Source organism: Sphingobacterium hotanense (assembly GCF_008274825.1).
GTDB lineage: Bacteria > Bacteroidota > Bacteroidia > Sphingobacteriales > Sphingobacteriaceae > Sphingobacterium > Sphingobacterium hotanense.
This window is the reverse complement of sequence record NZ_CP030848.1, coordinates 4,210,600-4,236,803: the sequence shown is the minus strand read 5'-3', so window position 1 is coordinate 4,236,803 and position 26,204 is coordinate 4,210,600. Positions and strand designations below refer to the sequence as shown.

The 26,204-nt window shown below is 40.8% G+C and carries 20 protein-coding genes; 10 read left to right on the top strand and 10 right to left on the bottom strand.

Annotated elements, in window-relative coordinates; all coding sequences use genetic code 11:
• Positions 1-189 precede the first annotated feature (189 nt).
• Positions 190-2,109: a glucosamine-6-phosphate deaminase gene (nagB, locus tag DSM08_RS17865; RefSeq protein WP_149527404.1), complete on the top strand. Its 1,920-nt coding sequence runs from the start codon at positions 190-192 to the stop codon at positions 2,107-2,109.
• 459 nt (positions 2,110-2,568) lie between these two features.
• Here the strand turns inward: nagB and DSM08_RS17860 are convergent, their stop codons facing one another.
• Positions 2,569-3,477 (bottom strand): transposase, encoded by a 909-nt coding sequence (locus DSM08_RS17860; protein WP_149524797.1) that lies wholly within the window; start codon positions 3,475-3,477, stop codon positions 2,569-2,571.
• Between the two features lie 237 nt (positions 3,478-3,714).
• On the opposite strand from DSM08_RS17860, the gene DSM08_RS17855 reads away from it, so the two are divergent.
• Positions 3,715-6,132 carry a TonB-dependent siderophore receptor gene (locus DSM08_RS17855; RefSeq protein ID WP_246172347.1) on the top strand — a complete coding sequence of 806 codons (2,418 nt, stop codon included), beginning with the start codon at positions 3,715-3,717 and terminating at the stop codon, positions 6,130-6,132.
• Positions 6,133-6,773: 641 nt separating this feature from the next.
• On the opposite strand, the gene DSM08_RS17850 is transcribed toward DSM08_RS17855, so the two are convergent.
• Both DSM08_RS17850 and DSM08_RS17845 read right to left on the bottom strand, forming a co-directional pair.
• Positions 6,774-7,892: an IS110 family RNA-guided transposase gene (locus DSM08_RS17850; protein ID WP_149527402.1), complete on the bottom strand. Its 1,119-nt coding sequence runs from the start codon at positions 7,890-7,892 to the stop codon at positions 6,774-6,776.
• Positions 7,893-8,078: 186 nt separating this feature from the next.
• Positions 8,079-9,020, bottom strand: coding sequence for a helix-turn-helix domain-containing protein (locus DSM08_RS17845; protein ID WP_149527401.1), 942 nt, complete (start codon positions 9,018-9,020; stop codon positions 8,079-8,081).
• Positions 9,021-9,110: 90 nt separating this feature from the next.
• Here DSM08_RS17845 and DSM08_RS17840 point away from each other — a divergent pair, with 90 nt between their 5' ends.
• Together DSM08_RS17840 and DSM08_RS17835 are read left to right on the top strand one after the other, a co-directional pair.
• Positions 9,111-11,531: a TonB-dependent receptor gene (locus DSM08_RS17840; RefSeq protein ID WP_149527400.1), complete on the top strand. Its 2,421-nt coding sequence runs from the start codon at positions 9,111-9,113 to the stop codon at positions 11,529-11,531.
• A gap of 11 nt (positions 11,532-11,542) precedes the next feature.
• The gene (locus tag DSM08_RS17835) at positions 11,543-12,889 is read left to right on the top strand and encodes a hypothetical protein (protein ID WP_149527399.1); all 1,347 of its coding nucleotides are present in this window, start codon (positions 11,543-11,545) and stop codon (positions 12,887-12,889) included.
• A 97-nt stretch (positions 12,890-12,986) separates the two neighbouring features.
• Here the strand turns inward: DSM08_RS17835 and DSM08_RS17830 are convergent, their stop codons facing one another.
• Positions 12,987-13,334, bottom strand: a complete 348-nt coding sequence (locus DSM08_RS17830) for a phage holin family protein (RefSeq protein WP_149527398.1) — start codon at positions 13,332-13,334, stop codon at positions 12,987-12,989.
• A gap of 151 nt (positions 13,335-13,485) precedes the next feature.
• Between DSM08_RS17830 and DSM08_RS17825 the strand changes: the two genes are divergently transcribed.
• The 4 genes from DSM08_RS17825 (at position 13,486) to DSM08_RS17810 (ending at position 17,751) form a co-directional block, all read left to right on the top strand.
• A complete protein-coding gene (locus DSM08_RS17825; protein WP_149527397.1) occupies positions 13,486-13,899 on the top strand; it encodes a DUF2147 domain-containing protein in 414 nt (137 codons plus the stop codon).
• 145 nt (positions 13,900-14,044) lie between these two features.
• Positions 14,045-15,235, top strand: coding sequence for a glycine C-acetyltransferase (gene kbl, locus DSM08_RS17820; protein ID WP_149527396.1), 1,191 nt, complete (start codon positions 14,045-14,047; stop codon positions 15,233-15,235).
• A gap of 267 nt (positions 15,236-15,502) precedes the next feature.
• Positions 15,503-17,308 (top strand): translational GTPase TypA, encoded by a 1,806-nt coding sequence (typA, locus tag DSM08_RS17815; protein WP_149527395.1) that lies wholly within the window; start codon positions 15,503-15,505, stop codon positions 17,306-17,308.
• Between the two features lie 86 nt (positions 17,309-17,394).
• On the top strand, positions 17,395-17,751 hold the full coding sequence (locus DSM08_RS17810; protein WP_149527394.1) for a Rieske (2Fe-2S) protein: 357 nt from the start codon (positions 17,395-17,397) through the stop codon (positions 17,749-17,751).
• Here DSM08_RS17810 and DSM08_RS17805 read toward each other — a convergent pair.
• The 4 genes from DSM08_RS17805 to DSM08_RS17790 form a co-directional block, all read right to left on the bottom strand.
• Complete coding sequence (locus DSM08_RS17805) at positions 17,748-19,157, bottom strand: aldehyde dehydrogenase family protein (protein ID WP_149527393.1); 1,410 nt, start codon at positions 19,155-19,157, stop codon at positions 17,748-17,750. The genes DSM08_RS17810 and DSM08_RS17805 overlap by 4 nt on opposite strands.
• 170 nt (positions 19,158-19,327) lie before the next feature.
• A complete protein-coding gene (locus tag DSM08_RS17800) occupies positions 19,328-19,840 on the bottom strand; it encodes an ecotin family protein (RefSeq protein ID WP_149527392.1) in 513 nt (170 codons plus the stop codon).
• A gap of 70 nt (positions 19,841-19,910) precedes the next feature.
• Positions 19,911-20,663, bottom strand: coding sequence for an aspartate/glutamate racemase family protein (locus tag DSM08_RS17795; protein ID WP_149527391.1), 753 nt, complete (start codon positions 20,661-20,663; stop codon positions 19,911-19,913).
• A 148-nt stretch (positions 20,664-20,811) separates the two neighbouring features.
• On the bottom strand, positions 20,812-21,900 hold the full coding sequence (locus DSM08_RS17790; RefSeq protein WP_149527390.1) for a DUF4407 domain-containing protein: 1,089 nt from the start codon (positions 21,898-21,900) through the stop codon (positions 20,812-20,814).
• A gap of 160 nt (positions 21,901-22,060) precedes the next feature.
• On the opposite strand from DSM08_RS17790, the gene DSM08_RS17785 reads away from it, so the two are divergent.
• Complete coding sequence (locus DSM08_RS17785) at positions 22,061-24,187, top strand: M3 family metallopeptidase (RefSeq protein ID WP_149527389.1); 2,127 nt, start codon at positions 22,061-22,063, stop codon at positions 24,185-24,187.
• Between the two features lie 197 nt (positions 24,188-24,384).
• Here DSM08_RS17785 and DSM08_RS17780 read toward each other — a convergent pair whose 3' ends face one another.
• Both DSM08_RS17780 and DSM08_RS17775 read right to left on the bottom strand, forming a co-directional pair.
• Entirely contained in the window at positions 24,385-24,852 is a 468-nt protein-coding gene (locus DSM08_RS17780; RefSeq protein WP_149527388.1) for a hypothetical protein, read from the bottom strand.
• A gap of 11 nt (positions 24,853-24,863) precedes the next feature.
• The gene (locus tag DSM08_RS17775) at positions 24,864-25,337 is read right to left on the bottom strand and encodes a DUF4293 domain-containing protein (RefSeq protein WP_149527387.1); all 474 of its coding nucleotides are present in this window, start codon (positions 25,335-25,337) and stop codon (positions 24,864-24,866) included.
• Between the two features lie 108 nt (positions 25,338-25,445).
• Between DSM08_RS17775 and truA the strand changes: the two genes are divergently transcribed.
• Positions 25,446-26,204, top strand: a complete 759-nt coding sequence (truA, locus tag DSM08_RS17770) for a tRNA pseudouridine(38-40) synthase TruA (protein ID WP_149527386.1) — start codon at positions 25,446-25,448, stop codon at positions 26,202-26,204.

Here is a 26,204-nt window from a genome sequence, read left to right as displayed (position 1 = left end):
CTTTGTTTCTTAGCGGATAACACACTTATTCAAAGGCGCCAATTTTTAGGTGTTAATTATGAATTTTACAATTGAGCATTTTGGACCTACGGAGAAATTTCATATTTGTGCAAAAGAAATTGCAAATTTTACGCTAACAGCCCAATTTATTAGTAAATTTGTTACTCACTAAGGTATTTTTCAATTTAAATGGCAAGATTAAATTTATTAGAGGAAACCCGTTTTGAGAAAGTGCCGGTCTCGGTATACCCCTCTCAAGATGAAGCTTCTATCCAAGTTGCTCAACGCATTGCCGCTATCATCCTTGATAAGCAGGCAAAAGGGGAAAAGGCCGTACTCGGATTAGCTACCGGTGCGACGCCCGTTAAAGTCTACAAAGAGCTTGTGCGCTTGCACAAGGAAGAAGGTTTAAGTTTTCAGAACGTAGTAACATTCAATTTGGATGAATACTACCCGATGCTTCCTAATGCAGAGCAAAGCTACGTGGCTTTCATGAAAAAACAATTGTTCGATCATATTGATATCCCTGAGGAGAACATCAATATCCCTGATGGAACATTAGCGCCAGAAGATGTACAGGCATTCTGTATAGCTTACGAACAAAAGATCTCTAGTTTCGGAGGATTGGATATCCAAATCTTAGGAATTGGTCGTACAGGTCACATTGGTTTCAATGAACCTGGTTCTGCTCCTAACTCTGGTACTCGCTTGGTAACCTTAGATGACCTTACTAGAAGAGACGCGTCTCGCGACTTCGGTGGTAAGGAAAATGTACCAACAAAAGCGATTACAATGGGTGTGGGCACTATCTTCAAAGCAAAAGAGATTGTGTTAATGGCGTGGAATGAGAAGAAAGCTGAAATTGTTAAGAAAGCAGTAGAAGGCGAAATCTCTTCAGATATTCCAGCAACTTACCTACAGATGTCTGATAATGTGGAGTTTGTTTTAGATACAGACGCAGCATCCGCATTGACGCGTTTTAACCTTCCATGGTTAGCACACGACGTTGTGTGGGAAGACACATTGGTTAAGAAAGCGGTCGTATGGTTGTCTCTTCACTTGAAGAAAGCAATCTTGAAGCTTACAGATGATGATTACAATAACTATGGTATGGCTCAGTTAATTACCGAGCAAGGCCCTGCTTATAGTATCAACATCCGTATTTTCAACGAGCTACAACGCACAATCACCGGATGGCCAGGTGGAAAGCCAAATGTTGACGACTCAAACCGCCCGGAGCGCGCTGAGCCAGCAAGAAAGAACGTAATCCTATTCTCACCACACCCTGACGACGATGTCATCTCTATGGGCGGTACGTTCATCCGCTTAGCAGATCAAGGACATAATGTACACGTGGCGTATCAAACATCTGGAAATACAGCTGTATGGGATGATGATGTATTGCGTTACTTAGAGTTCGTTCAGGACTTCGCTGTAGCAATCGATGACGATAATGGTGTAACTACCAATATCTATAACGAAGCACGCGAGTTCTTTAAGATCAAAAAACCAAATCAAGTAGATCCAGAGATTATCCGTACAATCAAAGGCTTAATCCGTAAAGGTGAAGCGATTGCAGGTGCACGCTTTGTGGGATTACCTGATGAGAATATCCACTTCCAGAACTTACCGTTCTACGACCGTGGTAAATTCTCGAAGGAAGTATCTTTCGAAGATGATATCCAACAAACCATGGAGCTATTGCGCCAAGTAAAACCTCATCAAATCTTTGCTGCAGGTGACTTTGCCGATCCACACGGAACACACAAAGTATGTTTCGATATCATATTAGCAGCAATCTTACGCCTTCGCGAAACTGACGAATGGACAAAAGACTGCTGGTTATGGTTATACCGCGGAGCATGGCATGAATACCCAATCCACGAGATCGAAATGGCCGTTCCACTATCTCCACAAGAGGTTAAACGCAAGCGCCTAGCGATCTTTAAACACCAATCACAAAAAGACCTTCCTGTATTCCCAGGAGACGATCCAAGAGAGTTCTGGGTGCGTGCCGAAGACCGCACTAGCGAAACCGCAGGCCTATACCATGACCTTGGTTTAGCGAACTACGAAGCTATCGAAGCTTTTGTGAGATGGAAATTTTAGGGTAGTAGTTAGTCTAGTAGTTAGTATTTAGTAGTTAGTATTTAGACCTATGGTCGAATACATAACTCGAGTATATTAAGAGGGATATCAGAAGTGGTATCCCTTTTTTTAGAGATTAGTTTTTAGATATAAGAGTGTAGCGCCTAGTTTTTCTGGGCGCTTTTTTTGTTTTTATATTTTTGGAGGGAAGGATGGCGTTGTCTTGAACCAGGAAAGTAAAGATAAAAGGAATAACAAGATCCTGCTCATCCTTTTAATCCTTCCTTTCCTGGTTCAAGACGACCTTCCTGTCAAGGCCAAAGGTATAAGACAAAAAGTCCTGACAATCCTTTAATCCTTCCTTTCAAGACCAAAGGTTCAAGACAAAAACTTTACTCAATCGCCAATGCTTTAATATCTAAAATCTTATATCTAAAATCTATAACAGCCATAGGTCTAAATACTAACTACTAATGCGAATTAAGGGTTGAAAATAGGCTTTATGAAACAGGCTGTTAATTTACCGAACACATGTACTAATAGTCCTTTGGTAGATCTGACCTTACTTGCGTTTTGTATCTGTGTTTTTTCATTTATCCAATTAAAAAAGGATTCGATTGGTTGTCTTACCCTAGATACTGCTCTTGAAAACAGATCATTATAAGCACGATCCCTGTTTTTTAAACAATCCGGCTTTCCTTGGGTTTCCCTTATCGGGGTATACATAATTGATTTCTTTTCTTTATAAAACCACTCGAAGAATGGGGCGTCACGGTATATCTTGTCACCAAAGAACGTCCTACCTGCGATGGATGCCCAATTCTCCTTAAATATGTTCAGGTCACTTTCAGATGCCTTGCTTATTACTATGCTTTCCGGACGAGGCAGCGTGGATTTGTTATAGCTGTTGAGCGCATGAAGTTTTAATCCAAAATACCAAAGCCTCTTCGTTGAGCAGAAGCTTTTATCCGTTATCTCCAGAGCTACCTTTGCTCTTCTAGTCCCACTGCAGGTTATGATGGGCATAGAGTCCAGTAGGGAAAATTCTCTGGAGCACTCTTCTGGAGCAAAGTCCTCTATAACTGACTGACAGAGAGATCTCAAAACATCAAAAAGGCGGTTGATACGGGTGTTGAATGCTACGTACGAAGTTAGCTTGGGAAACCAATCCATCAGATAATCCGAGGCGAATTTATGGATCTGCTTGATCCTTAGCCGCTGTTCCTCGTGCACACTGAATAAATAGATGGTCAAAACCTCCTGATCAGTAAAGTCAGGTTTGTTATTGTTTGAAAATCGCTGACAGTAATATTGCAGTTCACTGTCATATTTATCACACACATACTGGTATAATTTTATTAATTTTAGAGCCTTGGCCTGATTGATCATGTTGTTTAATAATGCGTAAGGAACATTATAAATATACTGATAATCAGGCTTTTATACAAGTTTTCAACCCTCTTTTTAAGAAGGTTTTTCCAATATATTTCAACCCTTAATTCGCATTACTAAATACTAACTACTACTCACTTTTTCCGATTATTAAAGTTTTTAGCGGAATGTTTATTTTTTCTGAAATATCGAGGGATTACATTTGTACTTTATTTAGATTTAGTACAAATAAACATGAGAATTACTAAAATATTAACCTTACTATTCATGCTATCCGCTGGAACTACTGTGATGGCGCAGACGACAATTAAAGGAAAGGTCGTTAATCCGAAGGGTAAGGGCTTATCTGAAGTTAATATTTCATCGAATGGTTATGCTGCCAAAACGAACGGTAGTGGTCATTTTGAATTATACATCGGACATCCGGGCGAGTTTGTTCTTGTTGTGAGTGCGGTGGGCTATGAATCTCGTAATATACAGGTGCAGCCGGAAGGACTGGAAACAAGAATTGCTGAATTAGTATTGAATGATAATCATAACAGTATTGATAGTGTTGATGTTGTAGGGTATCATACGGTGAACGACAAGAAACTGGCGGTCGGCAAGGGGGGCATATTAGTGCGCGATCTGCCTCAATCGGTACAGATTATCAATTCTCAAGTTATCCGCGATCAGCAGGTGAACCGCTTGAGTGACGTTTTGAAAAATGCGAATGGTGTTGCTTTGGGAGCTAACCGTGGAGGGGTGAATGAAAATTTCTATGCTCGCGGTTATAGCTTGGGATCGAATAATATCTTTAAGAATGGCGCACGAACCAATAATGGGGGATCTATCGAAGCAAGTACGTTAGAATCCGTGGAGATCCTGAAGGGATCTGCTGCTTTATTATATGGTGGTGTATCGGGAGGTGCTGTCGTCAATTTGGTAACCAAGAAGCCAAAGTTTGAGCACGGCGGAGAGGTATCTATGCGTGTCGGCAGCTTCAATCAATACAAGCCTATCGTTGATGTGTATGGCCCGATAAGTAATCGATTAGCATTCCGAATAGTGGGGACCGGCGAATACGCGGAGAGCTATAGAGATAATGTAGAGAGCAAACGTTTTTATGTAAACCCGTCCTTATTGTATAAAATTTCAGAGAAATCAACATTAAATGCGATGTTCGATTACTTAAAAAGTGATTTCACGCCGGACTTCGGAATTGGTTCAGTCGACGGGAAGATCGATCATCGTGTTGGAAGAAGCACTTTCCTAAATACGGAATGGGCATACAATAAGACGAATTCCAGCAACGGTCAGTTGGCTTTTTCGCATGACTTCTCCAGCAATTGGAAACTCGACTTGAACGCTAGCTACCAACAATACAACAGAAACTACTTCGGCGCGGAACGAATCCAAGCTAAGGCTGATGGTACAATTTCACGTGCATTGAACAGAACCGAGTCGGAGGAGTTAACTTTCAACCAACAAGCTAACCTAACAGGTACAGTATATACCGGTACGATCAAACATCAGGTGTTGGTTGGCGCGGATTTCGATCAGTCGAACGCAAAAAACTATGCATTCAATATCTATGCAGGTGCCGATCCTTCGAAACCATCCACAGCATATGATGAAATCAACGTTTTTGAAAAGGATTCCTATAAATCAAGAACGGATATACCGAAGACTGATCTGAAAACAAGAACGGCAACCAATGTCTATCGCTACGGCGTATTTGCTCAGGACTTAGTAAGCCTGACATATAAATTCAAAGTGTTAGTAGGTATTCGCTATACGGAACAAAAGAATAAACAATCGGAGGGTTATGACTATGCTAAAGATTCATCCTATGTCGTTGAGAACAAAACTAAGGACGGTCAGCTGTTAGGAGACAAAAAGGAAAGCGCGTGGTCACCGAAATTCGCTTTGATCTATCAACCGATAAAATCGACTTCCTTCTTTGTGAGTTACGCCAATAACTTCACTTCGAATTCGGGTTATGATAGCGAATTCAGACCAATGGGCCCTTCCATTATCGACCATTATGAAGCTGGGGTGAAAAATGAACTATTCGCGGGCCGCTTGACTGCAAATCTAACGTGGTACCGTATTATCAACGATCGTTTTGCGCAAGCCATCATGGATGAGAGCGGAAATGTTCCGGATGCAAACATGAAGGAATTTACAGGAAAAACCGCTTCTGACGGCCTAGACCTAGATATCACCGGTACGATTATCGACGGCCTAGAGGTCATGGGTGGATATGCTTATAACTTTATGCGCTATCTGGAAACCAATGATAATGGCAGCGTAGAAGGCGTTCGTTTGGTAGGAACTACAGCCCATACAGGAAATGCATCGTTATTCTATACGATCCAAAACGGAGGTGCAAAAGGCCTGAAGTTAGGTTTTTCAACCTACTACACCGGAAAGCGTAACGCCGGCTGGAACAATACTAAAATCAATGAAAGCAAAGGTGAAGATCGTGTAATTCCAATCGATCCATTTACAACATTTGATTTCTCCGCAGGATATACCTACAGAAATTGGAGTATTCTCGGAAAGATCAGCAATATCAGCAATGAGTTTAACTACTATGTACACGAAAACTATAGCGTGAATCCTATTCCGCCAAGAAGTTTTACTACGACGTTGAGCTATAGATTTTAGATTTTAGATTAGATATAAGATTTTAGATATAAGAGTATGGCGCCCTGTTTTTCTGGGCGTTTTTTTTGCTTTTATGTTTTTGAAGGAAGGATGTTTTGATTTGAAGAAGGGAAAGTTTGTCTTGAATACCAGGAAAGGAAGGATAAAAGGATTGGTAGGATCGGGTTTAAAGGTTAAATATTCACTACGATACTTTTCGGTACTTTTTGTCTTGACCTAGTCGTAAACTGGTTTACTTACTCCCATCTCAAACCCAATTCAAACCCCAATCATAACCGCTCCGAATTGGCTATGATATGGGTAAGAAAGGGGTGTCATATGCTATTCAGTAACAGCAGGTATGTACAGATCCTGTCCATCCTTGTATCCTTGGTTCAGAAGTAGTATTTAGTATTTCCTCTATAAATACTAATCGAACAAGCCTTTAAAGATCATCTAAAGGCTTGTTTCTATTTGATTAGGCATAGTCTTGCTTTACCAGGCATTTGCCTAGTTCGCTTTTAAATAATAATAATTTTCTCTACGAGCTTTTAGCTCACACGCAATTTCTTGCCAGAAAGTTCCTTATTATGCCAGTTTAGAAATCGGGGTATAGTCCACCATAAATACTAGGGCCTTGGTACTTTCCTTTAAAAGGCCTGCTAGATTGCCTGAGCAAAATAGGGTTCCTTTTTGGCTAATATGTTCCAAATTATCACCAACAGCTTTCTAGCATTTGCTATAAGCGCTTTGTTGTGGTGCATTCTTTTTCTGAATCGTTGATATCGCGCCATAAAAGCGCTTCCCTTTGTTCTGGATGCTCCCCAAGCACATTGTACGAGCATTAAGCGAAGATATTTATTTCCGTGTAGGGTCTTTCTTCCTTTAATCTTACCCGCACTTTGGTCGTTCCGCGGTCTAAGACCGGTCCAGCCTACTAAGGCTGTTGCCGATGTAAAGAATTTCATGTCCGTCCCTATTTCAGAAATGGTACAGGCAGCTGCGTGCTCTTTCACTCCAGGTATGGTCACCAATAGTTCCATTTGAAGATTGAAATGCTGATAGCATAGCTTCAGTAACTCTTTCTTGCAGAATTCGAGCTGATCATGGTGGAAATTGAGATCCTCCACGATCATCCTCAATATCTCGATGTCTACTGAAGTGAATGTTCCTGTAAGCGAAGCTCGGATCGTTTCCGCGCCGCTCTTCCTAACAATCCGAGCATGGACCAAGCTCAATAAATAATCCAGGTTCAAATGATTCTTAGCGATAGCCTGAACAACTTTCTTCATGGACTTGCAGCCGATATCAGAGACGTAATTGCTCAAACGGATGTTGCATCTTTGAAGCATCTCATCCATTTCCTGTTCACTGCGACGCAATTGTTTGTTGAGCTTGGTAATCTTACGGTTGTAAAGCCGCAATTGTTGGATGATGCTTGGAGGAACAAAGCTCCCTTTAATCAGATCCTTCATCAATACCGTAGCGATCCACTCGGCATCCTTGACATCGGACTTCCTTCCAGGAACCTGCTTGATGAACAGTGGATTGATCAATTTAACATCAAAATCCGATTCTAGAATATTCCATAACGGGTACCAATAAATACTGGTGCTCTCCATGGCTCCGAGTCCGACACCATGATCAACAAGCGTGTCACGAAGCCGTTCAAGGTCAGGGGTTAAAGTTTTAAAAACTTCTTCATACTTTTCGTTGTTTTCACTTAAACCGCACATAAAAACACTATCTTTATGTACATCAAGACCACAAAATTTTTCCATAATTATGTTCTATAATTAATACTATAATGGAAACAAAGTTGTGGTCTTCTTGATTTTTATTCCACGCAGTTATAATTCTACAAATTCATATATCAGTTTAGTACTTAGTAATAAGACCTATGGCACCTATCTCTAGCCGCCATACTCTAATGTCTAAAATCTATTATCTAAGACAATGTCTAATATCTATAAAGAAATTTTCCCTAACATATCTACCATTTCCGTTATTCCTTCGTGCGCAACGAGGAAGGTGTATCTCAGGGAATTTGGGATAATTCCGAAATACTTTTTGAAGGCGGTGGTGAAGTGGGTGGAGTGTTTGTAGCCGGTCATGCGGGCAACATCGGAGATGCGATGTTTGCCGGTCAATATTAGGGACTTAGCATGCTCCATCTTTTTCTCGGTGATGTAGTTCATGACGGTCTTTCCGTAATATTGCTTGAAATGTTGCTTTAAATACTGTTCGTTGGTGCCGGCATATTTTGCGAGGCTGGATATCGAATGGTTTTGGGAGATGTCTTCGTCGATCAACTGTTTTACCAGCACAATTCTCTCGTAATGGTTTTTGTTGGCGATCAGTTCTTTGTTCTCATTTTCGGCGTATAGGCCTTCGATTTGATGGACAATGGTCTCCAACAGGAGCGACTGCACGCGCAGTTGGTTGATAAAAGAATCGGCAGCGTATAGATCAATGATTTGATTTACAGCTAGACTGATGCGCTTATCTGATTTGGTTAATAAACCATTTTCGAAGCGCTCTTCCTGTTCCGAATAGGTTTTGTGGAAAGACAGTATCTTCTCGCTTGGAATGATAAGGAGGAGTAGGGTGCAGTCGGAGGAGAGGCTTTTGACGTCAATTGCTGTTCCTTTTTGGAGGTGCTTGAGCAGGTTTTCATCCGCATGCAATATATATTGCTGCTGTCGTACCTGTAAGCTTACATTGGTGGAGTTTTCGGCAATCAGTACATTCAAATAACCATCCACGGGGCTATTGAAAGAAAAGCGCTGCCTTCCTTCCAGCACCGTGAAATACATCTCTGTTCCTAGAGCCATAATGCTATGCTCGTCGGTGGCTTCAGGGATGCCCAATATTTCTGAATGTGTAGCTTTTTTTTCTGATTGCGTCATTTTGCTATTTAGAATAATTCTAGATTTGCAGCAACATTTATTTAGACTTGTTCTAAATGATGCTCCAAAATTAGGTATTAATCTGGTATAATGAAATTTTTTTACTCTACCTTATTCTTTTTTCTGTGTTCAATCGCTTGCTTCGGGCAAACAGCAAACATCAAAGGTATTGTACATTTATTGGACGGAACCCCTGTTAAACAGGCTACAGTACGTATAAAAGGCACCACAATCGCTTCTGTCTCCAATGAGAAAGGCGAGTATCTTCTAGCCGAAGTTCCTTATGGCTCACAAGTTATTACCGTAACTTCTGTTGAGGTTCAGACGAAGAACTTACCGCTGAATGTCGATAAGAAGAAGTATGATTTACATATTCATATTGATCCACGTGGCGATGTGAGTTTGGACGAGATTCGTGTAACGGGAAACTCCGCCAAGCGAGAGATTGAAACAAAGGGCTTTGCGGTAAATGTGATTGAAACAAAAGAAGCAGCAATTCGTAACATACAGACTAATGAACTTCTGGACCGTACGGTAGGTGTTCGGGTTAGACAAAGTGGTGGTCTTGGGTCGGAAGTCCAATATAATCTAAATGGAATGACTGGACGTTCTGTCGGTATTTTTATCGATGGAATTGAAATCTCGACCTATGGTTCTTCCTTTAATTTAAATAATATCCCTCCTGCGATGATTGAGCGCATCGAAGTTTATAAAGGTGTACTTCCAGCGCACCTATCGGGGGATCTGTTGGGCGGAGCAATCAATATTGTTTTGAAAAAAGCCGGTCTTACCAACAATCTTTCTGCGGCGGTTTCTTATGGATCCTTCAATACGCTCCAATCTGATATTAGTGCAATATATCGCGATGCAAAAAGTGGATTTACAACCCGCGTTGCTGGAACATATATGAGTTCGGACAATGATTACGAAATTTGGGGTAAATTCTCAAAATATATTGAGCCAAATGGGGTTCTGCGCCGGTACTATCGCACAAAGCGATTCTTCGATGGCTATCGTTCTGTTTCTGGACGATTTGAATTTGGATTTACTGGTGTGAAATGGGCAGATTCATTCTTTTTGGGTTATAATATTTCTGATTCATACAACGAAATACAGCATGGGCAAACTATGGGAACTCCATATATGGGAAGGACCTCAGAAGCAAATGCCAACGTGTTAAGCTTAAGTTACAATAAGAGAAATCTAGGTTTAGAAGGGCTGAACTTAAGCATAAACGGAGTGTACAGTTTCCGAAATACCTATATACAAGACACTATTCCTTGGGCATATAATTGGGATGGCAATGTACAATTGGACATCAACGGAAATCCAGTAAGGAATACCGATGGTGCACAACAGGGCCGACCGATGATGACAGATATTGACCGACAAGTCGCAAATATTAGGTCGAATTTGAGCTATGACATTGTAACTGGACATCGAGTTTCTGTGAACCATGTTTTCTACTCAGTTGACCGTAAAGATCAGAATCTTCTTACGGATGTCGGCAAGACAGGTTTGAATAGTAAAAATGATTTTTCCAAGAATGTCGTTTCTTTCAACTATGAAGCGCAAACGCTGAACAACAGGTTGACGACTAATTTATTTTATAAGCTTTATCAGCAATCGATTGGGAAGACTTCTTTTGTCGGAACGGTTAACAATGGTCAAGTCGTTATATCAGAAGAAAGAGAAAAGAACAACAGAACTAATGCTGGCTATGGTTTGGCAGTTTCCTATAAAGTTAAGCCGCAAGTGGTTCTGTTAACTTCGGCAGAGCGTGCTGTGCGTATGCCCGACGATAGCGAAACCTTCGGTAGCCCTGAAGAAAACGTATTGCCAAATACGGGGATTTCTCCCGAGATCAGCGACAACTATAATGCAGGTTTCAGACTAGGAACATTTGATTTTTCGGGACATAAAGTGTCATTAGGAGCGAATGCCTTTTGGAGAAATATCAAAGATCGTATCATGCCATTTGCAAATGAATTGATGAACTCCCAGGAGCTGGAATTGACGCAATTTGTGAACTTGTCTTCTGCTCAGTCGTTAGGATTTGAAAGTGAATTGATGTATACCTATAAAGATCTAGCGGTAAACTTCAACTTTTCCAAATTCAATTCTAAGAATAAACAACGCTATAGTCCTATAACAGGTTTAGAGAGTGATAATTATAATAAGCAAATTCCAAATGAACCATTCTTTACGATGAATGGGAATATCCATTATCGTTTGAAAAATGTGGTTCAAAAGTCTTCTGAGCTTAATCTGTTTTATACCGTCGGATATGTTGCTCCGTTTAGTACGGTCTGGTTCGATTCAGAGTGGTTCATTACACCGACGCAGGTTTCTCAAAACTTTGGAGCAAGCTATACCTTTCCGAGCCGTAAGCTCATCGCGAGTGTAGATTTGAAAAATATTTTTAATGCGGAGATCTACGACAATTTTGGGGTGCAAAAACCAGGACGTGGAGTCTATTTAAAACTGAATTATTCAATTAGTAAATTATAACATATAACAGTATGAGAAATAAATTTTTAAAGTTTGCCATATTAGGTGCTGTAACTTCTACTGTATTTTTTAGCAGTTGTGAAAAAGATAATAATGGCGGCGAAATTAAGGATGTAGATCGCTGGATAACCGTGTCTGGTGCTAAGATGCAAGATGAGGCTGGAGACGGTGATGGTGGAACAATGGTTTTCAGCATGACGGTTGATGAAGCAAGAGACCCTAAATATTCTGTGAATGTATTTGATCAGGGTGAAGGCGTTCGCTCTGCTAGAACAGCGCGTTTGCAGGGTTCTCCAGACGGTAAATACCTATACAATATTCAGTATACCGGTGACGACGGTGGTGTTTTCAACAAATATCGTGTCGGAGGTGGTAAGAATATTATTCCTGAAGGCAATGAGGTCGCTACAGCCAATTATGTGAGCAAGTCGCCAAGATGGCTAATTGCTGCTCCTGGTGTAGGTATTGCTGTGCGTGGTACGGCAAACCCTGTTGTTTTCACTGGAACTTCTCCGAACTTTGTTTACAAAGAAGTGTCTACTAAGATTGATGCGATTAGTTTGGATTTAAATGATCCAAAGATCACACATACTTCTACTGCGGAGATTCGTTTGCCGGAGGCAGAGATAAAAGCGGGGTATCATATTAGCCGTATTGATGTTCCTATTGTAAACAAAGCTGGCAATAAGGTATATATTGGAGTTCAGATTTCTCGTATCAACACGACAGGTTTTACCATTGACGACAAAGGTAACCCAGTATTTGCGACAGACAGAAATGCGGCAAAGGTTGATGCTCGTACTTTGGTACTTGATTATCCAAGCCTGAAAAACCCGAAATTAATTACTTCCACAAAAACGAAGGCGAATACAAACGGATACCGCAGTACAATGCAATACATCGGTACGGATGGACATGTGTATCAAGCAACGTCAGGCGAAGCTACTGGAGGGTCTAGAATCTTGCGAATTAACTCAGCAACGAATGACTATGATAATGCTTTTGAGTTTAGCCTAGATAAGGCTTTAGGCGTAACGAATTCTTATATCGAAACTTGGAAGTATGTAGGCGATGGAATCGGTTTTGTGGTGTACTCTATTGCAGGACAAAAAGGTGGACATATCGCTCGTATCAACTTAAAGGATAATTCTGGAACAAAATATACTATTCCGGGAGAGGAGAACTTGGCATTCCGCCAAATTCAAAATATAGCAACCTACGGCGACGAAGTATTTATCGCAGTAGCTGAAGTTGGCAAAGATGGAAATGTCTATGTATTCAATAAGAAAACAGGCGATATGAAAGTTGGAGCTACCTTGAAGAACAAACCAGGAAACCAATATATTGGAGTGTATTAATACTTGATAAATTTGACATGAGAAAGCCGGCAAACGATCGTTTGCCGGCTTTCTTTTTTCTTTGTAGTGGAGACTAATGTAATTTCCTGTAGGTAGTTTATTTTTTGTCGGATGTCATTGCGCCGATAATCATTTCTATCACTGCAACAGCGATAGCGAAGAAGAACGCTGGCCAGAAGCCATCTACTTCAAACTTAGTACCCATGATTTTGTCTGATAACATAATCATCAATACCGTTATGATAAAGGAAACTAATCCGAACGTCAACCAATTCAAAGGGAATGTAAATAATCTTAGAATGCCCCCAACAATAGCGTTAACAAGACCAATAACAAGACCTGTTAAAATCGCCCAACCGAATCCAGCAACCGACACGCCCGGAATCACCCAAGACGCTAGAGCGACTACTAAACCTGTTACTAAAAGACTGATGATAAACCTCATAATTCGTACGTTTTGACTTATAATTAATCATTCAAATTTGATGCCAATACGCGTAATCAATCGATTGAAATGAAGAGGTAACAAAAATAATATTATGCTAACATAGAATAATTTTGTTATCTTGACTTGACAATTTTAAACGATGTGAACTATGAAAAGATTATTGACAACAGTATGCGCGATATTCATTGGGCTAATGGTCTTTGCACAAAGTAATGATCCAATTCTTGGGAAATGGCAAAATCCAAGTGGAGAAGGACGTATTGAAATCTACAAAAAGGGCGATAAGTATTATGGGAAGTTGTATTGGATAAAGGACTCTAGCAAGAAGGATTTGAAGAATCCGACGGAGTCATTGCGTTCGCGCAATATCCAAGGCTTGGAAATTTTAACGAATTTCACCAAAAACGGGAAGACCTATGAGGGCGGACAGATTTACGATCCTAAGTCTGGAAAGACTTATAGTTGTAAAATGACGTTGAAGAGTAATGATGCGCTGGATATTCGCGGCTATGTAGGCGTTAGTTTACTTGGGCGTACCGAAACATGGAAGAGAATTAAATAGCGAATTGCTATGTTGAAAAAAGGAAGAGTCGTAAACGTATTACGGCTCTTTCGCTATTTAAGGGCTTTTTGAAATTTCAAACAAACGTTTTCGTGGGTTTGACTTTAAAAAAAAGCTTATCTTTATCGCAAATAAATTTACCGATATGTACAAAACCTTAAAGCCCGCTTTAGAAACGGAATTGGCAGCCATTAAAGATGCTGGTCTATATAAAGAAGAACGCATTATCACAACGCCTCAAGGTGCTGATATTAAAATTAGTACGGGTCAGGAAGTAATCAACTTCTGTGCGAATAACTATTTGGGATTGTCTTCACATCCGAAAGTTGTTGCTGCAGCAAAAGCGGCAATTGATTCACACGGATATGGCATGTCATCAGTACGTTTTATCTGTGGTACACAGGATGTTCATAAAGAATTGGAGGCGAAGCTTTCAAAATTCTTAGGCACGGAAGATACGATCCTTTATGCAGCGGCATTTGATGCAAACGGTGGTGTATTCGAGCCTTTATTCTCTGCTGAGGACGCGATCATCTCAGATGAGTTGAATCACGCTTCTATTATAGACGGTGTTCGCTTATGTAAAGCGCAAAGATTCCGTTATAAAAACGCGGATATGGCAGATCTGGAAGCGCAATTGCAAGCAGCTGCTGGCGCACGCCATAAAATCATTGTTACAGATGGCGCCTTCTCGATGGATGGTTCTGTTGCTCCTTTGGATCAAATCTGCGACTTAGCAGACCAATATGAAGCATTAGTGATGATCGATGAGTCGCACTGTTCTGGATTTATTGGTAAGACGGGCCGTGGTACGCACGAATTATTCAACGTAATGGATCGTGTAGATATTATCACAGGTACATTAGGTAAAGCGTTGGGTGGTGCATCCGGTGGTTTTACTTCCGGTAAAAAGGAAATTATCGATATGCTTCGCCAGCGTTCTCGTCCTTATTTGTTCTCCAACACATTGGCGCCTGCAATAGCTGGTGCTTCCGTTGCGGTTTTAGATATGTTGAGCGAAACGACTGAGCTTCGTGATAAATTAGAAAGCAATACGAAATACTTCCGCGAGAAGATGACAGAAGCTGGTTTCGATATCAAACCGGGTTTCCATCCGATTGTTCCAGTGATGTTATATGATGCTAAATTAGCTCAAGAATTTGCTTCTAAGATGTTAGCAGAAGGAATTTATGTAATCGGTTTCTATTATCCGGTTGTTCCTCAAGCAAAAGCACGTATCCGCGTTCAGATCTCTGCAGGACATGAGCCAGCACACTTGGATAAAGCGATTGCTGCCTTTACAAAAGTGGGTAAGGAATTAGGCGTGATTAAGTAAGTCAAGCCGACAAGATAAGAAAGAGCGGGTATATTCTATGAGAGGTATCCGCTCTTTGTTTTGTAATGATTCTAGGGAATAGATCCCATTGTAAGCCTTCGCATGAAGTTTTTAAGTGCTTAATTATTGTGTTTCAGGGACTAATTTTATTATTCTTAATCGAGAATAAATACTGGGCTAATAAAATATTAACAAAAAATAGTGAGTTTTGAGGTGCAAATTGTATATCTTTGCACCTCTTATTTTTATATAACACATTATTGCTCAATGCAGAACATCAGAAACATAGCGATTATTGCGCACGTTGACCACGGTAAAACTACGTTGGTTGACAAAATTCTTCACTTTACTAACCAATTCAGAGACAATGAAAATTCAGGAGAGTTAATCCTGGACAACAATGATTTGGAGCGTGAGCGTGGGATTACCATCGTATCTAAAAACGTATCTGTAAAATATAAAGACACTAAAATTAACATTATCGATACTCCGGGCCACGCCGACTTTGGTGGTGAGGTAGAGCGTGTATTGAAAATGGCAGACGGTGTTGTTTTATTGGTAGATGCTTTCGAAGGTCCGATGCCTCAAACTCGCTTTGTTACAGGTAAAGCATTGGCATTAGGTATTAAACCGATTGTTGTAGTTAACAAAGTTGATAAAGAAAACTGTCGTCCAGACGAGGTTTACGAAAATGTATTCGACTTATTCTTCAACTTAGGTGCTACTGAAGAGCAATTAGATTTCCCGGTATTGTACGGTTCATCAAAACAAGGATGGATGTCTACAGACTGGAAAACTCCAACAACAGACTTTACAGACCTTCTTGAGGCTATCATTACACATATCCCTGCACCACAAGTATCTGACGGTACTTTACAAATGCAGGTAACATCTTTAGACTACTCTACATTCGTAGGTCGTATTGCGATCGGTCGTGTAGTACGCGGTAGCATCAAAGAAAACCAACCGGTTTCATTAATGAAGCGCGACGGTAAGGTGGTTAAATCTCGTGTTAAGGAGTTACAATTGTTCGAAGGATTAGGTCGTGTTAAAGTTTCTGAGGTTAAGGCTGGTGATATCGTTGCAGTTGTAGGTATTGAAGGATTTGAAATCGGTGATACTATCGCTGACTTCGAAAACCCAGAGCAATTAGAAGTAATGCACATTGACGAGCCAACAATGAACATGTTGTTCACGATCAATAACTCTCCTTTCTTCGGTAAAGAGGGTAAGTTTGTTACTTCACGTCACATTTATGACCGTCTTCAAAAAGAATTAGAGAAAAACCTAGCATTACGTGTTGTTCCGACGGAATCTCCTGATGCATGGTTAGTATATGGCCGTGGTATTCTTCACTTGTCTGTATTGATTGAGACCATGCGTCGCGAAGGATACGAGTTACAAGTAGGTCAACCACAGGTAATTGTTAAAGAAATCAATGGTGTAAAATGCGAGCCTATCGAGGAGTTAGTAGTTGATGTACCTGCAGAGGTTTCTGGAAAGGTTATCGAATTAGTAACTCAACGTAAAGGTGAGTTGTTGATCATGGAGTCGAAAGGCGAAATGCAACACTTAGAGTTTTCGATTCCTTCTCGCGGTATCATCGGATTACGTAACAACGTATTGACGGCTACTGCTGGTGAGGCTGTAATGGCGCACCGTTTGAAAGGATATGAGCCTTGGAAAGGAACAATTCCTGGACGTTTAGCTGGGGTATTGATTTCATTAGATACAGGTAGTACAACAGCATACTCGATCGATAAATTACAAGATCGTGGTCGTTTCTTCGTTGATCCGGGAGTAGATATCTACGAAGGACAGATCTTAGGAGAGCACATCCGTGATAATGACTTAACAATCAACGTAACGAAAGGTAAGCAGTTAACCAACATGCGTGCTTCAGGTTCAGATGATAACACACGTATCGCTCCTGCAATTAAATTCTCATTAGAGGAGAGCATGGAGTACATCCAAGCGGATGAGTACATCGAGGTAACTCCACAGAGCATGCGTCTTCGTAAGATCTATCTTACTGAAAACGAGCGTAAAGTTAATGCTAAGAAATTCCAATAAGACTGGAATCAAAATAGAGATAAGAGAAGCTGCCCAATTTGGGCAGCTTTTTTTGTTTTTAGCTAAAAAAGCCTGACATTTAACTTATGGAAGAATTCGAGGATGACGACTTAACCTGGCATAAGGTGCCTGCAAAGATTGATGAGAGCAGAAATTATGTGAAAGCTTTGCATGTTGCAGGGAAGAAGCTTTGCTTGATTAGCGAGGGCGGCATCTTATCGGTAACCTCGAGCCGTTGCCCTCATGCAGGCGCCGACTTGACCCATGGATGGTGTGAAGAGGGAAAACTCATCTGCCCATTTCATCGACACCGATTCGATATCGAAACGGGCAAGGGCGATGAGAAACAGCATAATTTTATACGCGTTTATCCTTTGAAAAAGGAAAATGGCGAGTTCTTCGTTGGTATCAAACGGAGTTTATGGGATAAGATCTTCGGTTAGATCAATTTCTTCATCCATTTCAAGAGCTTAAAGGTCTTTTCGGTGTATGGAAACCAGAACATCTTCGACATTGGCATCAGCTTGACATCGGCAATAGCACGTTCATGCGAGAATGATTTAAAACCATACCATCCTGTCGACTGCCCAATCCCTGAATTATTGACCCCACCAAAGGGCAAACTAGGGTGCAATATTTGTATCATGGCGTCATTGACGCAGGTTGACCCTGCACTGGTATGTCGAATAACATGATTACTGAATTTGCTGTCTTCACTAAAGATATAAAGTGCTAAAGGATTCTCTTTCTTATTGATAAAACTGATCGCATCGGCAATTTGATTGTAATAGACAATCGGTAGGATAGGACCAAAGATCTCATCGGTCATCAAAGGGTTGTTCTCCGCAACATTGCTGAGTACTGTAGGCTCTATATAGCGCTCTCTCTCGTCTAAATTTCCACCAGCAATCAATTGTGCTCCCAACGACCTTGCATCCGTTAGGGCATCGCTAAGGCGCTTGTATTGCTTGTCATTGATAATGCGGGCAAAGTCTGGCGAATGCTGCGCATTCGTCCCGAAAGCATGTTCCAATTCTTTTTTGAATAATTGTTCTATTTCCGATTTAAGTGGTCTAGGGACGAGTAGATAGTCTGGTGCTATACAGGTTTGTCCTGCATTGACAAACTTAGCCCAGATAATGTTCTTAACAGCACGTTCAAGTGATACATTCTTGTCAAAAATAGCAGGTGATTTTCCGCCCAGCTCCAACGTGATGTCCGAGAGGTTGGCACTGGCTGCTTTCATCACAATCTTGCCTACCGCAGGGGACCCGGTGAAGTGTATATGGTCGAATCGTTTTGTCAACAAATGGGTGGTTTCATTGACCTCGCCTTCGATGACGGCAACATGCTCCTCTTTGAATATGCCTCCCAGTATTTTTTTGATGACCTGGTTCGTATGTTTCGAAAATTCGGATAGCTTCAGCATCGTGACGTTGCCAGCAGCTATAGATGCAACGAGATGCACTAATGGCAATTGGAAAGGGTAGTTCCATGGGGTAATAATGAGAACTTGGCCTTTGGGCTCATAATGCAAAGAGGCTGAAACATTGGGGAACAATAAAGAGCGGCTGACCGACTTTCCTTTCGCCCATTTCTCAACATGCTTGATAAATTGTTTCAGTTCGAACTCGACAGCGAATATCTCGGTGATAGCAGTCTCCATCGCCGACTTGTGGAAGTCATGGTATAAAGCTTTCTGTATGGCATCTTCGTTCGATCTTATTTCTGCGAGCAGTCGTTCTAGCAACTTCTTGCGCTGTTGAGCGGTGCTATGTTTTGCTACATCTTTGTGTTTTTCTTGTGCAGAATAAACGTTGTCTATCTCGCTGATTGAAGTATAAGCCATAGTATTAAAGATAATGAAAATAGGAATAAAAGGTATCGGAGAACTGTTTTTAGACGTTGCGCTGACAACATTTAGTACAGCGCACTAGACATCCACGTCCTATATAGACAAAAAAACCTGAACAACATTATGCTGTCCAGGTTTTGCATGTTTCATAGGATTTAATGTTTTTATTTCGATTTCGACGGAGCTTCTGCTGCTTGGTAGATCTCATCTGTCGTTGTGAAAATTTTAAACTGTACGGAGTATTCTTCCGGAACATAAATTACGATTGGCATTTTACCGTTGTATCGTAAGTTGGTAGGAGCCGCGGAAACAAAGAGGTTGCGTTTTGGCAAATCAGGGCAACCCATTTGGGTAGAAATGACGTCTCCGTTGGTTTTGAAGATATAGTATTGATATCCCCAGCCTTGCAAGTCCTTTACCTCTGTCTCGCCTTGTAATCCGTAATGATTACAACCATCGACTTCCATGTATTTCCCGATGCTGAATTCAATGCGTTTTGAAGCATCGCGATCGGAATAGGGCACTTCAATTACCATTTTCTTATAGCCTTTCTCCGCTTCCGGAAAAATATCGGTATCTACTTTTGAAATGGTTTCTTGTGCCGTGGCATTGGAAACTGCGAAAGTTAATGCAAAGACCAATGTTGCAAATAACTGAAATATTTTTCTTTTACACATATACTTTAATGAAAATTTTAATTAATACGTCCAAATATCTTAAGTTAAGAGTCTATTTGAAATAGAAGGTTTAAAGAACATCTTCTTTTAATTTCGTTGCGTCCTGCGTTCTGATGAGTGCGCGTGCTAGGATGCGATTGGGATCAAGTACTGGTAAACCATAGTATGATTTCTCTCGTAATGCCATAGGGATATCCGTGCATCCCATGATGATAAGTTCTGCTCCATGGCCCTTTAGCTCTTGAATTGCCGCAACGAGCGCGTCATGTGATCGATTGGTTACAGGCGAGGATACATGTTTCAATCCATAGGTTTTATCATAGATCGCCTCGTGAATCTTTTCTTGTAGGCTTTCATGGCTATCGATGAATGTAATTCCCTTCGCTTCTAGACTGTTTTTATAAAGTCCATTGTTTTTGGTTCCATTGGTAACCAGAACGGATACGGCTTTTCCAGGGTAAACTTCATTAATGTAGTCTGCCACCTCATCGATCATGTTTAAAAACCTAACTTGAGAGCCCTGTCGGGTCAATTCCTCTTTCACTGTATCGAAGATGGGGCCCGTATGGGCGGTATTGCTTGGCATCCCGATGACGGATGCACCAGCCTTTTCTAATTCAATGGCGATATTCGCGATATCAATCCCTGGATTTCTGGGCTCAAGGCCTAATAAATAGTCAACCCGATTGGGAATTTTGTTGGGTTGTGAGGATAATAGAACAGGTAGATGGCCTTGGTCATTCTGCGCATTGGTTTCCTCGATGATTTTTCTAACAATATCAATCCCTGCTAACGGTCCTAGACCTCCAATAATTCCAATCATAACACGTTCTTTTTATATTTAACAAACAATTGATTACTATCTGTAATCAGCGTATAAGCTATTCAAAAATAACGCCAATAGCAAGAAAGAGCGACAAGTCTTTGCCGCTCTTTCCTGTGTAAATATTTTTAAATGAGATATTTAAAGTTTAGGAATTTGAGAATTCCTCGCATAACTTGTCCATACGGCGCTTGATGGAGGCATCTACTCGATAATCTTCGATTTTATCAATTGCCGTTTTTTCGACTCGTACGCTGGTATCTGATTCATACTCATGGATTTCCTTCTGATTTTTCAAAGCATTATCATAAGCGTCTCGTCCGCTCATCAGCTTGACGAAAACCGGAAGGCATTCGAAGAAGATAAACAATAGTGCAATGAAGATGACCGCATATTCGGTAGACTTATTCACGGTTCCATCGGGTTTCTTATGCAGGTTGCTAAGTGCCGCATTGCGATCGGCGAAGCCAGCTACATTCACTGCACTATCCAAGGAACGATCTGATAGTATCCGCTGGTCCATTAAGCCCTCTGCCGATTTCCGCTGTAGCAAGGATGACTCCTTCTGTTGTATCCGGCTTCTTAAGGTATCTAAATAAGACTGTTGCTGATTCAGCGAACCTTCTTTCATCTTCGCATACGGACCATAGCCCATCACTCCGGAGGTTTCATCGGTCTTGGTACCGAATATTTCATGATTCAGCTGCTGGCGTGAGGTTTTAATCGAAGATTCCAAGGAGTCGGCTTGTGTTTTTAATGCATTCAGCTGACCATATTCAACCAAATATTTGTTTTCGAACGTTTTATTCAGGGTATCGATCTTTGCATTCTGCTGCACGAGATACTCAGCGCGTAGGTATTCGCGGATTTCTTTGTCGAATATTTTAAGTTCTAAAGGACGTGAGATAATCAAACCAATAAGTATAGCCAATAGGATACGCGGCAAGGCTTGCAGAAACTGCATCCCTCCGGAACGGCTTTTATCAATACTGAGAACAATATATCGGTCTAAATTGAAAATTGCCAATCCCCAGATTAGCCCGAAAACAAAGGCATAGAGCATGGCAAAAGGGCTTCCGCTAAAGACAAAATACAAAGCGTATCCACCCGCTAAAGCTGCAAATAAACCGGTAAAGAATATGGTTGCACCAATGCTGATATACTTATTCTTTTCTTCAGGATATCTTTCTAATGTGTCGCGGTGGACACCTGCACACCACCAAAAAAATGATTTCATCTTTAATACTTTGTCAGTTAGACGCTTAATAGGTGCTATTGTTACATCAAATGTCAAAAAAAATTAGCATATTTCCGATAGGTCAAAAGAATACGTTTGTAGTGTCTTTACTTAAATAATAATTACCTTTGCACAAAAAATTGAATTAAAACATCTAATAATGAACAAAAAGCGTTTTCTACCCTACCTGGCTATCGTCGCTAGCTTAGTTGTAGGGTGTAACAATCAAGAGAGTAAACAAAAACAAGAAGACTTGAAAAACCCATTATTAACGGCATACGAAACTCCATTTGAAGTTCCTCCATTCGATCAGATTAAGGATGAACATTTCAGACCGGCTTTCAAAGAAGCATTGTCTGTTCATAATGCCGAAGTAGACTCGATCTTAAATAACCAAGCAGAAGCATCTTTTGAAAATACCATCCTAGCATTAGAGAATGCTGGACAGTTGTTAAATCGTGTTTCTACTGTTTTCTATAATTTAAACTCAGCGAATACTAACGATACGATTCAAGCTATTGCCAAAGATATGGCTCCTGTCATGTCTGCGCATAGTGATGAGATCTCTTTAAATTCCAAGTTATTTGACCGTGTGAAGGCAGTATATGCGAAGAAGGCGGAGCTAGGTTTAGACGCTGAAGACCAAAAATTATTAGAAGAAACATATAAAGACTTCGTTCGTTCGGGTGCAAACTTGAAGGAAGAAGACAAAGAGAAGTTAAAGAAAATCAATGCAGACTTATCTGTATTGACGACTCAATATGGTCAAAACCTATTGAACGAGCTTAATGCTTATGAATTGGTTGTTGATAAAGCGGAAGATTTAGCTGGATTGCCAGAGGAATTGAAGACGGCAGCAGCAAACGAAGCGAAAGCTAAAGGAAAAGAAGGTAAATGGGTGTTTACATTGCAGAACCCTTCTATCATGCCTTTCCTTCAATATGCGGACAACCGCGAATTGCGCAAGCAGATTTGGGAAGCTTATCAAATGCGTGGAAACAACGGTAATGACCAAGACAACAAAGAAACCTTGGTTAAAATTGCAAACCTACGTTTAGAGAAAGCGAAGCTATTGGGATATTCTTCACATGCAGCTTATGTATTAGAAGAGTCGATGGCGGAGAATCCTACGAATGTCAACAATCTATTGAATAAGTTGTGGGCTCCGGCGCTTGCGAAAGCAAAAACAGAAGCGGCGGATATCCAAAAAGAGATCGATGCGGCGAAAGATACTTTCACAGTTGCACCTTACGATTGGCGTTATTACCAAGAGAAAATCCGTAAAGCGAGATATGCATTGAACGAAGAAGAGATTAAACCTTATTTCAGCTTGCCAGCAGTGCGCGAAGGTGCATTTGAAACGGCTAAGAAATTGTGGGGTATCAGCTTCGTAGCATTGAATAACGTTCCGGTTTACCATCCGGAAGTAGAAGTGTATGAGGTTCGCGATAAAGACGGATCACACTTAGGATTATTGTATGCTGACTTCTTCCCTCGCGAGTCAAAACGCTCGGGCGCATGGATGACTTCTTACAGAGGTCAGAGCAGAAAAGACGGGAAGCGTGTGGCTCCGGTAATCTCTATCGTATGTAACTTCACAAAACCGGTAGGCGACAACCCAGCGTTATTAACATTTGACGAAGCAACTACATTGTTCCATGAGTTTGGACATGCATTGCACGGTTTATTCTCTAATGTAAAACATAGAAGTTTAGCAGGAACATCTGTTCCACGTGACTTCGTAGAGTTGCCATCTCAAATTATGGAAAACTGGGCTGGAGATCCTGAAGTATTGAAATCTTACGCAAAACACTACCAAACGAAAGAAGCTATCCCTGATGCATTAATCGAGAAAATGCAAAAAGCAGGGACTTTCGATCAAGGTTTTGCAACAGTAGAATACCTTGCGGCATCTATCCTGGATATGAATTATCACGCAGCAACTGCGCCCATTGCGGCAAAAGCGAATGATTTCGAGAAAGCAGCGATGTCAAAAATCGGTTTAATTGATGCGATCATCCCTCGCTATAGAAGTACTTACTTCCAACACATTTTCTCTGGAGGATACTCTGCTGGATACTATAGCTATATCTGGTCTGAAGTATTAGACTCTGATGCTTTCGCAGCATTTAAAGAAAAAGGACTTTACGATCAAGGAACAGCAGCAGCATTCCGTAGCAACATCCTAGAAAAAGGTGGAACAGGAAACCCTGCAGAAATGTACCGTAAATTCCGCGGAGCAGATCCGAATCCAGTACACTTAATGGTGAAAAGAGGATTAAATTAAGTTAGATATTAGACGTTAGATTTAAGACATTAGAGCTGACGGAATATAGAAAAAGGGGTTATGCAAATAGCCCCTTTTTCTATGTATTATTGAGTAAGATTAGTATCCAATCGACCCCAGTTTAATATGTATATCCAATTCCTCAATACAATCCCGCATATTCTAAGGTCTAATGTTTAATATCTTACATCTAAACTCTAATGTCTAATCCCAATAATTGACTCAACAAACTTTCCTTCTTCTTCAAAGTCTGCAAAAACTAACTTTACTTGCTTTGCTTTTTTAATAGCATCCGTTGCTGGTGCAAGCTTGAGTTGGATTGCGACAGGCACATCTTGATTCAATAGGTAGTTCAAGTAATTCTGTCTGTCTGCAATATTTACGATTACTCTCCCTACTTGAATAGATGTTAGGAAATGCTCTTTTCCATCGGCATCCGTTAGGTTGGATCCAAATACATTGAGGCGGAATTCGCGCGGGTTCTTTTCATAAGAAATGGCGAAGAGATCAACAACAAGGGTATCAGCGACGGTCTTAAAAGACTTTAGGTCGAACTGAATTTCATTCACCACATGCACGCTTGGATCTTCGGTTTCCTGCGCCTTCAAATACTGAGGTGCAACAAAAAGACCGATAAAAAATATGGCTAATAGTAGTTGCTTCATGGCATAAAGAATTAACGTAATCTATCCGCAGATTTAATCAATTTGTTATCATTACGAATACCGCGGATTGCCAAGCCCAAAAACAGAATGGATACCGGCAATAGGAAGAAACCAATACCGATATTATTAGCACCAATACTTTGATTGATCAGGCTCAGGATATTGTTTGCAGAAATAAACATCCAGACAGCAAATAAACAGATTAGGATGACCTGTACAAGGATAAGTGATAGCTGCGTTTTACGGTTCTTATATTTAAAAATAATGAACAACGGAATCAGTGCTAATACTACCGTAGCGATAGTCATCAACAGAAATGAGGATTCTTTCGTAGCCACGTTGTTTACCGATGAATAAACTCCAGAAACATAAATGTTTTTTCCTAGTCCAACCAAGTCGATATAACTCACATAAGGGAAGAGGAATAGCGCGAAAAGTACAAGGCTAGATAATAACAACCAAACGGTTTGAATACGCTGTATCATAGTTTAATTTTAAGTATATGTACAAATATAGTATAAACAGTTCAAATTGGGTTTAGTTTCGGACGGCTTTTGGTTTCCGCAAAAGTTAGTTTTGCGTACCTTTGCTTCGTGGAACAAACATCATCACGTTATTTTTTGGAGATTGCATATAATGGTACTGCTTATCATGGTTGGCAGGTGCAGGAGAATGCAGTAAGTGTGCAAGAAAAACTTAACGGGGCCTTGCAGATCTTGCTTCGGGAGCCTGTAGAGACCGTCGGCGCGGGTAGAACCGATACTGGGGTACACGCCAAGCAGCTGTTTGTACATTTTGAGAGCAATGCAGCGGTACTAAAAAATGCAGATCGTTTTATCCATTCTCTCAATGCTTTACTGCCCTTCGATATCGTCGTCTATAGACTTATTCCTGTGGATAGTGCGGCCCATGCGCGCTTCGACGCAACTTCCAGAAGCTATGAATATCATGTTCATTTTATAAAAGATCCATTTCTACATTTGCAATCCTGGTTATTGCGTGATATCCCGGACATCGATAAGATGAATTTGGCAGCTATAGACCTTTTGGGGAAGCAAGACTTCAGTTGCTTTAGCAAATCGAACACACAGGTGTTCACTAATATCTGTGAGATAACCCGCGCTGAATGGGAAATGAAGGATGGCAAGCTGATCTTCCATATCACTGCAGATCGTTTTTTAAGAAATATGGTTCGGGCAATCGTGGGGACATTGATGGAAGTAGGGCTAGGGAAAAAGCCTGTAGAACATGTAAAAGCTGTCATTGCGAGTCAGGATCGCTCGATGGCGGGGACTTCTGTTCCGGCATGTGGCCTATATTTAACAAAAGTTTTGTATCCTTATATCGATTAA